Origin of the sequence: Rhizobium mesoamericanum STM3625 (assembly GCF_000312665.1) — a bacterium.
Lineage (GTDB): Bacteria > Pseudomonadota > Alphaproteobacteria > Rhizobiales > Rhizobiaceae > Rhizobium > Rhizobium mesoamericanum.
This window is the reverse complement of record NZ_HF536773.1, coordinates 778491-785299: the sequence shown is the minus strand read 5'-3', so window position 1 is coordinate 785299 and position 6809 is coordinate 778491. Positions and strand designations below refer to the sequence as shown.

At 56.3% G+C, this 6809-nt stretch carries 8 protein-coding genes; 3 read left to right on the top strand and 5 right to left on the bottom strand.

What is annotated here, in order from left to right:
• Both BN77_RS34435 and BN77_RS33690 read left to right on the top strand, forming a co-directional pair.
• The coding region (locus tag BN77_RS34435; protein WP_208856475.1) for a hypothetical protein at positions 1-340 on the top strand (340 nt) is incomplete at its 5' end.
• Positions 341-427: 87 nt separating this feature from the next.
• Positions 428-601, top strand: coding sequence for a hypothetical protein (locus tag BN77_RS33690; protein ID WP_157224505.1), 174 nt, complete (start codon positions 428-430; stop codon positions 599-601).
• Positions 602-1255: 654 nt separating this feature from the next.
• Here BN77_RS33690 and BN77_RS23915 read toward each other — a convergent pair.
• From BN77_RS23915 to BN77_RS23890, 5 genes are all read right to left on the bottom strand, one after another.
• Positions 1256-1774 (bottom strand): ATP-binding protein, encoded by a 519-nt coding sequence (locus BN77_RS23915; protein ID WP_007536917.1) that lies wholly within the window; start codon positions 1772-1774, stop codon positions 1256-1258.
• Between the two features lie 25 nt (positions 1775-1799).
• Positions 1800-3353 (bottom strand): IS21 family transposase, encoded by a 1554-nt coding sequence (gene istA, locus BN77_RS23910; protein WP_007536916.1) that lies wholly within the window; start codon positions 3351-3353, stop codon positions 1800-1802.
• A 262-nt stretch (positions 3354-3615) separates the two neighbouring features.
• Positions 3616-4140 (bottom strand): hypothetical protein, encoded by a 525-nt coding sequence (locus BN77_RS23905; protein WP_007536915.1) that lies wholly within the window; start codon positions 4138-4140, stop codon positions 3616-3618.
• A complete protein-coding gene (locus BN77_RS23900; protein WP_007536914.1) occupies positions 4141-5193 on the bottom strand; it encodes a hypothetical protein in 1053 nt (350 codons plus the stop codon).
• A 603-nt stretch (positions 5194-5796) separates the two neighbouring features.
• Positions 5797-6162 carry a helix-turn-helix domain-containing protein gene (locus tag BN77_RS23890; protein ID WP_007536913.1) on the bottom strand — a complete coding sequence of 122 codons (366 nt, stop codon included), beginning with the start codon at positions 6160-6162 and terminating at the stop codon, positions 5797-5799.
• An 82-nt stretch (positions 6163-6244) separates the two neighbouring features.
• On the opposite strand from BN77_RS23890, the gene BN77_RS23885 reads away from it, so the two are divergent.
• The coding region (locus BN77_RS23885) for a LysR family transcriptional regulator (protein WP_157224531.1) at positions 6245-6809 on the top strand (565 nt) is incomplete at its 3' end.

The following is a 6809-nucleotide window of genomic DNA, read 5'->3' as shown; positions in this document are numbered from 1 at the left end:
CCATCTTTGCGGCTTCACGTCGTCGGATGGTTCTCGGGAGCCTTTATGGCTGCCTTCGTGCAATTCCCTAGCATTCATGCAATACATTGCGCGCGAATTGGCTAATCAGCCACGTGGATGGTTATTCGTGCGGATATTTGGGGATTACTCTCTCGTGCCTTTGCGGTGGGCGGCAATGCGGCTGATCCCAGCCGGTATTTTGGTCGGCTTGTTTGTCTGGGCGCTCATTCTTTTGCTTTGCCTTAGTTTGGTGGTCGCGCAGGCGGCTTACTTGACTATCCGAGGCGGCCCTGTGCGCGTGCCGGCAAATGGGTCAAAGAGTCCCTCGGCGCAAGCGTGAAACATACTCAAACACCAATCGCGGAAATGCCGCGACGCACACAGTACAAAGGATGCAGCAGAGCCAATACGAGGAAAACAGACCTTCGTGAGTGCCAAAGAGTGCCTCACCGGTCCGGCATCTGCCGCCGCTCGTACACGGCATCTCGCCAACAAGCGTTACAAGCACATTCCAGAGGAGAAAGTGCGGGAGAAGACTCAAGATCGCCTTTCGAAGCTCAGCGTCGCCGACCTTCCGAAGGTTATTGCCGAACGGGTCTAGCTTCCCCAGCGTCAGCATCAGGCAGCAGATCCAAATGGCCCCACCCAGCACCTGTCCGCCCAACACGCCGGTCGCGAACCACTCTCGCGGCCAATATAGAAACAGCGCGAGCGGGATGCAGAAGGTCATTGCAAGGTAAAAGCCACAGGCGAAGCGGAGCCCACGTGCCTTCTCCCAAAACATCGACGAGACGCATAAAGCCAGCCCCAATCGCACAGATCACCACTGGCACGGGACCAATAGCGGGGGGCAGCTTCACCAAACTGCTTACAGGGGGCAGCTTCAAACTGCTCACAATCAAAGAGAACGGCAAAGGAATGAAGAGCGCCGCGCCGACCATAGCCGCGCGGATCTTCGACTGGTCTGGCCGACTAATCTTACGTCGACGTTTTTTGCTCGGAGCTTTTGAGGCGCCTTTCACGATGGCCTCCCCGTCACTCCAGGTAACATCCACTCTTCGGCTGACACCGCCGCAAAACTGCACCGCGGTTGTAAGTTCATGATTCCCTCGACTTTTGAGGGCGATTTTCCTTTTGTGCTCGTGACAGTCAACTGGCTTGGACGCGCGCGTTGCACACAATGACGACCTGATGGCTGCGGCGGCCGCCCCTATAATACCTCCTCCAACTCCAGCAGGATGATTTCGATCAGCTCCTACACCAGATTGCGGATTTCAGTGAATCGGGACAGCCATTTCAACAAGTCGCGGACAAGCATTTCGCTAAGTCGCGGACAGCGGGTTCGATCGAATTCCGCTTGCCTGGCAAGCGCGAGGTCCTCGAACAGCCGCGGCATGCGGACATAGAGGACCGAGTAGTCGAGGCGGGCCGCCTGGCGTGCAAAGGCACACGCGATCCACGTCTTGCCGGTGCCTGTCTGGCCAGTCAGGATCAGGTTCTCATTTGCTTTGAGCCATGCACCCTGCGCCAGAGACAAGACGTTGCGGCGGTCCAGACCCCGATGCGATCCAAAATCGATGTCTTCAATCGAAGCATTGGCAAAACGGAGCTTCGCGGTGGCGAGCCTGTTTGTCAGCCTTCGGTCTGTTCTGACGGCGATCTCTCGGTCAAGCATCAACCCCAGTCGTTCGTCGAAGCTCAGGTCATTTCCATGAGCTTGATCGAGAAGCTCGCGATAGGCGGTTGCCATGCCGGTCAGACCGAGCGCATTCATGATGTGTCAGCATCTGATGTCCTCTTTATTGATAGTAGGTTTTGCCGCGGATATTGCCGTGCGGCGGCGCCGGCTTCACGGCCTCGCTCATGGCGGGAGCCTGATCGAGACCAGATCTGAGAATGTTGGCGACAGACGAATAGCTCAGGGCGTTGATTACCAGCGCCCGTTCGCAAGCCAGCTCAAGCCGATCCGATTGGTAACGACGCGCCAGGGAAAGAACGCCTTGAGCAGATCGATAGCCCTGTTCCGGGTGGGGGCGATCGCTGAGTAGACGCTCGATAAACGTCGCCGTATTGGTCCCGACCTTTGCTGCTTCACTACGCAACGAGTGGGGTGTCGTGTTTGCATAGCGCTGGTGCGCCTTGGGCATGTGTTCATTGATGGTGACGTGGCCTGAGCGCTGCGAGCTCCGGATGTGACTTGCGACACGTTTGTGATCGAAGAAGATCTCGACCGCCCGATACGTCAGCCTGACATCGACCCGTCTTCCGATCAGCCCATGCGGCACGGAATAGAAGGTCTTGTCGACCTCGATATGGTAATCGGGATGGACCTTTGCGGTCTTCCATTCCGCGTATTCGAACGGCGTTGAAGGCAACGGCTTCAACTGCGTGCGCTCGACCTCATCGAACAGCGCGCGTCGAGACTTTCCATATCGCCGCATCGTTCGGCTATTGAGATCTTCGATCAAGGCGCTGATACGGATATTGAGATCGACAAGGCTAAAGAAGCGCTCGTTGCGAAGCCTGGCCAAGACCCACCTCTCCACAATCAAAACTGTCCCTTCAGCGGATGGCTTATCCCGAGGATGTCGCGGGCGTGCCGGAACAACAGTTGTGTCGTAATGCTCGGCAAAAGCGGCAAACGTTGCATTCAATGTCGGCTCGAACCAAAGGGCCTTGGCCACCGCCGACTTGAGGTTGTCGCAGATCGTGGTCTTTGTTACGCCACCGAAGAAGCTGAAAGCTCGCTGGTTGGCCTCGATCCAATCCGGCAGCTTCTGACTGAAGCTGGCATAGGCGAAGGTCAGTTGCGAGGCGCTAGGCACAGCCACATAGATCTGCGCCGCGCGGATCTCGCCAGTCGACGGATCGATGATCGGGATCGTGTGGCCAGCATAGTCGCATTCCATCGCCAGGCCGCCAACATGGCGGCTGCGATAGGTGGGCTTGGCGCGGCTCTCGTAATCGGCAAATCGGCAGCAAAACCAGGTGTATCCATAGCCGTCCGGATGGGATTCCCGGTATTCCTGCCACAGGAGATGGAGGGTTACTCCCTTGCGCTTCAGCTCAATGACAACCTTGGACCAGTTCGGTTCGTGGGTGTCGCGAGGAGGTCGTCCTATTCGCCGGAACAGCCGCTCCTCAAGGACCTCGTCATCATCCAGGCCTGTGGGAAGCGGCCAAGCCGCAAGCCCTGCTTCTCGCGCCCGAAGAAGATACGTCGAAATCGACGTCTTGCTTATCTTCAACCGCTCGGACACGGCACGTATTGACAGTCCCTGCTCGAACGTCAGCCGCAGGATCGATCGGATATCCTTCACGTTGGTATGTCTCGCTTGCTTCCGTCTGGGCATCTTGTCCTCGCTCAAACCACGAGGACAAAGTGCCAGATCGGCGCTCACGAAAATCGATCTAAATCCGTCGCGATGTCTGTCCGCGACTTTGTGAAATCACTGTCCCGTACTTAGTGAAATAGGTGTCCGCGACTTACTGAAATCCCTGTCCGCGACTTTGTGAAACCCGCAACCAGATTGCAGGACGCACCCATATGGATCTCTCGAAATTTAGATGGCTTATCGTATATCGTGCATGAGCGACACAGGGTATCGCTCAGCTTCAGCGCTGAAGCGGATTACACTGGCTTTGATCTTGGCAGGAAAGGAAGCGCTGCTGTGCAGCCTCGATGTCGTTCGTGACAACGCAGCGTTCCAACCACGAATAATTGACTGCTCCGCCTGAGAATACCGTCTTTCCTGCCACCACATCCCGCCTGTTCACAGTCCATTGGAGGAGAGAACCTCGTCCGATGAACCGCTTCTGGCAGCCAAATCGCACACATGCAAACGCCACGGATTTGGAAACGGGGGTGCAGCTAAAACCCAGAGAACCGAGTCTCGCGGCCATCGCGGCTTCGTTTCCGTCCACCTCGGCAGCCAGTTTCTGCACGAACGTTTCGTAATCCTTGAGGTCAAGTGGCAACAGAGCGAGTGTGTCTCTGCGAACGTCTTCGGCCCGCGCACCGCTCCAGCTCCCGAGGCAGGCTAAAAGCACGAGCGTCAGACCGGCTGATTTACTGAGCCTCGATTTATTGGTCACAACATGGCCTCCGACCCCAACTGGTTTTGAACGTTGGTCACGCATTTAATCTCCGTTCAAATCCGGAGGCATGACCGAGGTCGCCGGATCATAGTTATAGAGTTCGATCACCGCTTGAGTTCGGAACTCCCAGTCGGGATCATCATACCGACGGAGGGTCTTCATCATTCGGCCGTCTTCGCCCGAGACCCAAATATCGATGTCGGCGACGTACGGATATTTATGCCATCTTGCTGTGTAGTGAGTTGTTGCCTCCGATCCGACCTTGGCTTCCTCGCCGAAGCTGCAATCGGAAAACTTCGGTCCATCGCGATCAACGGCAGTCCAACTATCGGGGTCATAGGTTAACCACGACCGTGCGAGCGGATGTTTTTCAAACTGTTTTGTCTTGGCAACCCTAACCTCTCGGAGCGCGTCCAGAGAGCCGTCCTTCTCTACCTCATAAATGACCTCGCTGTATTCCCTGCTTCGGCGGGTCTTCACGTACGCTGCGTTCACGGCATCGCATGTGGGATCATTTTTCAGTACACCCCGCGTGACGATTGATCCGTCGTCGGGACGCTTCGCTGCCTGAGCATTATAGTCGAACGTGGAAATCACTGTTGAGAACGGGAACTCTTTTTTGTCGGGCGGGTACCGCCGTATGACCTTCGAGAGCTTCTTCCTATCGGGCGTCAGCCAGATTTCGGCCGACGCACGGTAGCCAGGCTTGTTCCAGTTGGCATAGTAGTGAAAGAGATTGCCGTCGATGCCGGCCGCCGTACAAGATGTGTATCTCTGGTCATACGGATCAACCTCGTGAAGGTCGAATTCTTGCCAGGTGGATCTCCCCGAATATCTTTCGAACGAATTTGACGCCCTGAAGATGATCTCGATGTATTCCTTCGTTTTTCCGTCCAAAAAGGGCTGATGAATTAATTCGCGGTAATTATAACCCTTTCGCGTATTGACGTCCGCTTCATTGACGGCGAGACAGCTGCGGTCCAGCCGCTCGGGTTCATCGGGGCGCCGTGCGTCAGCGCCAAAAGCAAGCGACGAATGCGCGAAAAGAAGCGCAACGAAGGAGGCCGCACCCAAGCAGTTTGGTTGAAATTTCATGTTCCCCTCGACTTTCGAGGGAGATATTCTCGACTGCGCTTGCGGCAGTCAACTAGTCGAGACTGCTCATCGAAGCATTGCTAGCCAAGGGCTTCCCTTAACGCGCTTCAGTACCGTTCCCTGCGTCCATCACCCACATTGCAGAGGACGCGATCGCCGAGCCCGACGCAAAGGCGATTGAGGCAGGTCGACCGAACGCCACGACCGGCGACACAGCTGACCATGCGCAACCGCCAGTGTTTCCGATTACGGTCGGTTTGGAGTGCAACATGATTGAGACCGGTGGCTTGACCGTCGGCCTCTCTCCCGGAAATGGCCATCACCGCCGAGATCAAGACCGGCAGATAACGATTCCTCGAGTACATTTTCTCGCCGGTGATTGAGGACGCCGCGGCGCTGCATGAACGATAGTCTAATTCCGTTCGCCTGCTACCAGCATAGCGGCCGGATCGACCTGGCCTAGCAGCAATTGGAGGTGGTTATAGAGTCAAATAGCACTGGTTTAAATGAGCTGGGAAAGTAGCGCTCACGTCGCGTCTAAAATGATTATAATATTTTGGGGTCAGTTGTTTAGTGTTAGGATCGCTATTGTAGGTCAGGGGTTCAATCCGACTTCAAGGCGACCACGTCTGCCGGCGATCGACCTCTGGCTTTTGCCAGCGCCTCGATCATGACAACCAATCGCGCAAGGTCTTCTTGGTGTAGCGCTTTGAGTGCTGCCGAAATCCGTTCTTGAAAAACCTCCTCGGCGCTTCGGACGCGCTCCTCGTCATGAAGTCCGAGGAGTTCATCTACGGATGTTTCCAAAATGGTCGCGATCCGGACAAGCGTGGCAAGATCGGGTTCGCGTGATCCGCTAACGTAGTTTCCGTACCGCCGGTCGCTGAGACCAGCGCGTCTAGCTACTTCAGCATTGGATATGCCGAGCTGTTCAGCACGCCGTTTAAGATTCGCGGAAAATGGGTCCATACCACATTTTGTTCATGACAAGCCGAACGGGTCTATGTACGATGCGTTGGCATTACATGGAACGTTATGTGGATATTGGACCATGGAACTCCGCCAACTCTCGTATTTCAAAGCGGTTGCCGAGGAACTGCACTTCGGCCGGGCGGCAGCAAGGGTGCGGATTGCCCAGCCGGCGCTCAGCAATCACGTGATGGCACTGGAACGGGAGCTTGGCTGTGCGCTGTTCATCCGCTCGACGAGGCGAGTGGAGCTGACCAGGGCAGGAGAGACGTTCTACGATCGCTGTGTCAGGATCCTCAGCGAGGTCGATCTGACCACCGAGCTGACGCGGGCGGCCGGCGGCAGCCGCATGCGCCAGATCAAGATCGGCACCGTCTATCCGGCCACCATCGGCATGCTGCCGACCTTCCTTGCGAAGATCGCCCGCAAGTTCCCTGACGTGAAGATCCATATCGCTTCAGGCAACACCGGCGAGATCATCCGCAACCTGGAAAGCGGCCAGATCAATCTCGGCTTCATCCGCCCGGTGGAAAACATCGGCTCGTTGCGCTTCTTCTCGATTGCGCACGAGCGCTACTATCTGGCGGTTGGCCATGGCAATCCGCTGTCAGAGCGCGACGAGATCACCATCGACGATCTCAGCGACC

Excerpts from the sequence above, each read along its gene's own strand:
- BN77_RS23890 (WP_007536913.1), bottom strand. The coding sequence starts at position 6,162 with ATGGACCCATTTTCCGCGAATCTTAAACGGCGTGCTGAACAGCTCGGC.
- BN77_RS23900 (WP_007536914.1), bottom strand. The coding sequence starts at position 5,193 with ATGAAATTTCAACCAAACTGCTTGGGTGCGGCCTCCTTCGTTGCGCTT.
- istA (WP_007536916.1), bottom strand. The coding sequence starts at position 3,353 with ATGCCCAGACGGAAGCAAGCGAGACATACCAACGTGAAGGATATCCGA.
- BN77_RS23915 (WP_007536917.1), bottom strand. The coding sequence starts at position 1,774 with ATGAATGCGCTCGGTCTGACCGGCATGGCAACCGCCTATCGCGAGCTT.
- BN77_RS23905 (WP_007536915.1), bottom strand. The coding sequence starts at position 4,140 with ATGCGTGACCAACGTTCAAAACCAGTTGGGGTCGGAGGCCATGTTGTG.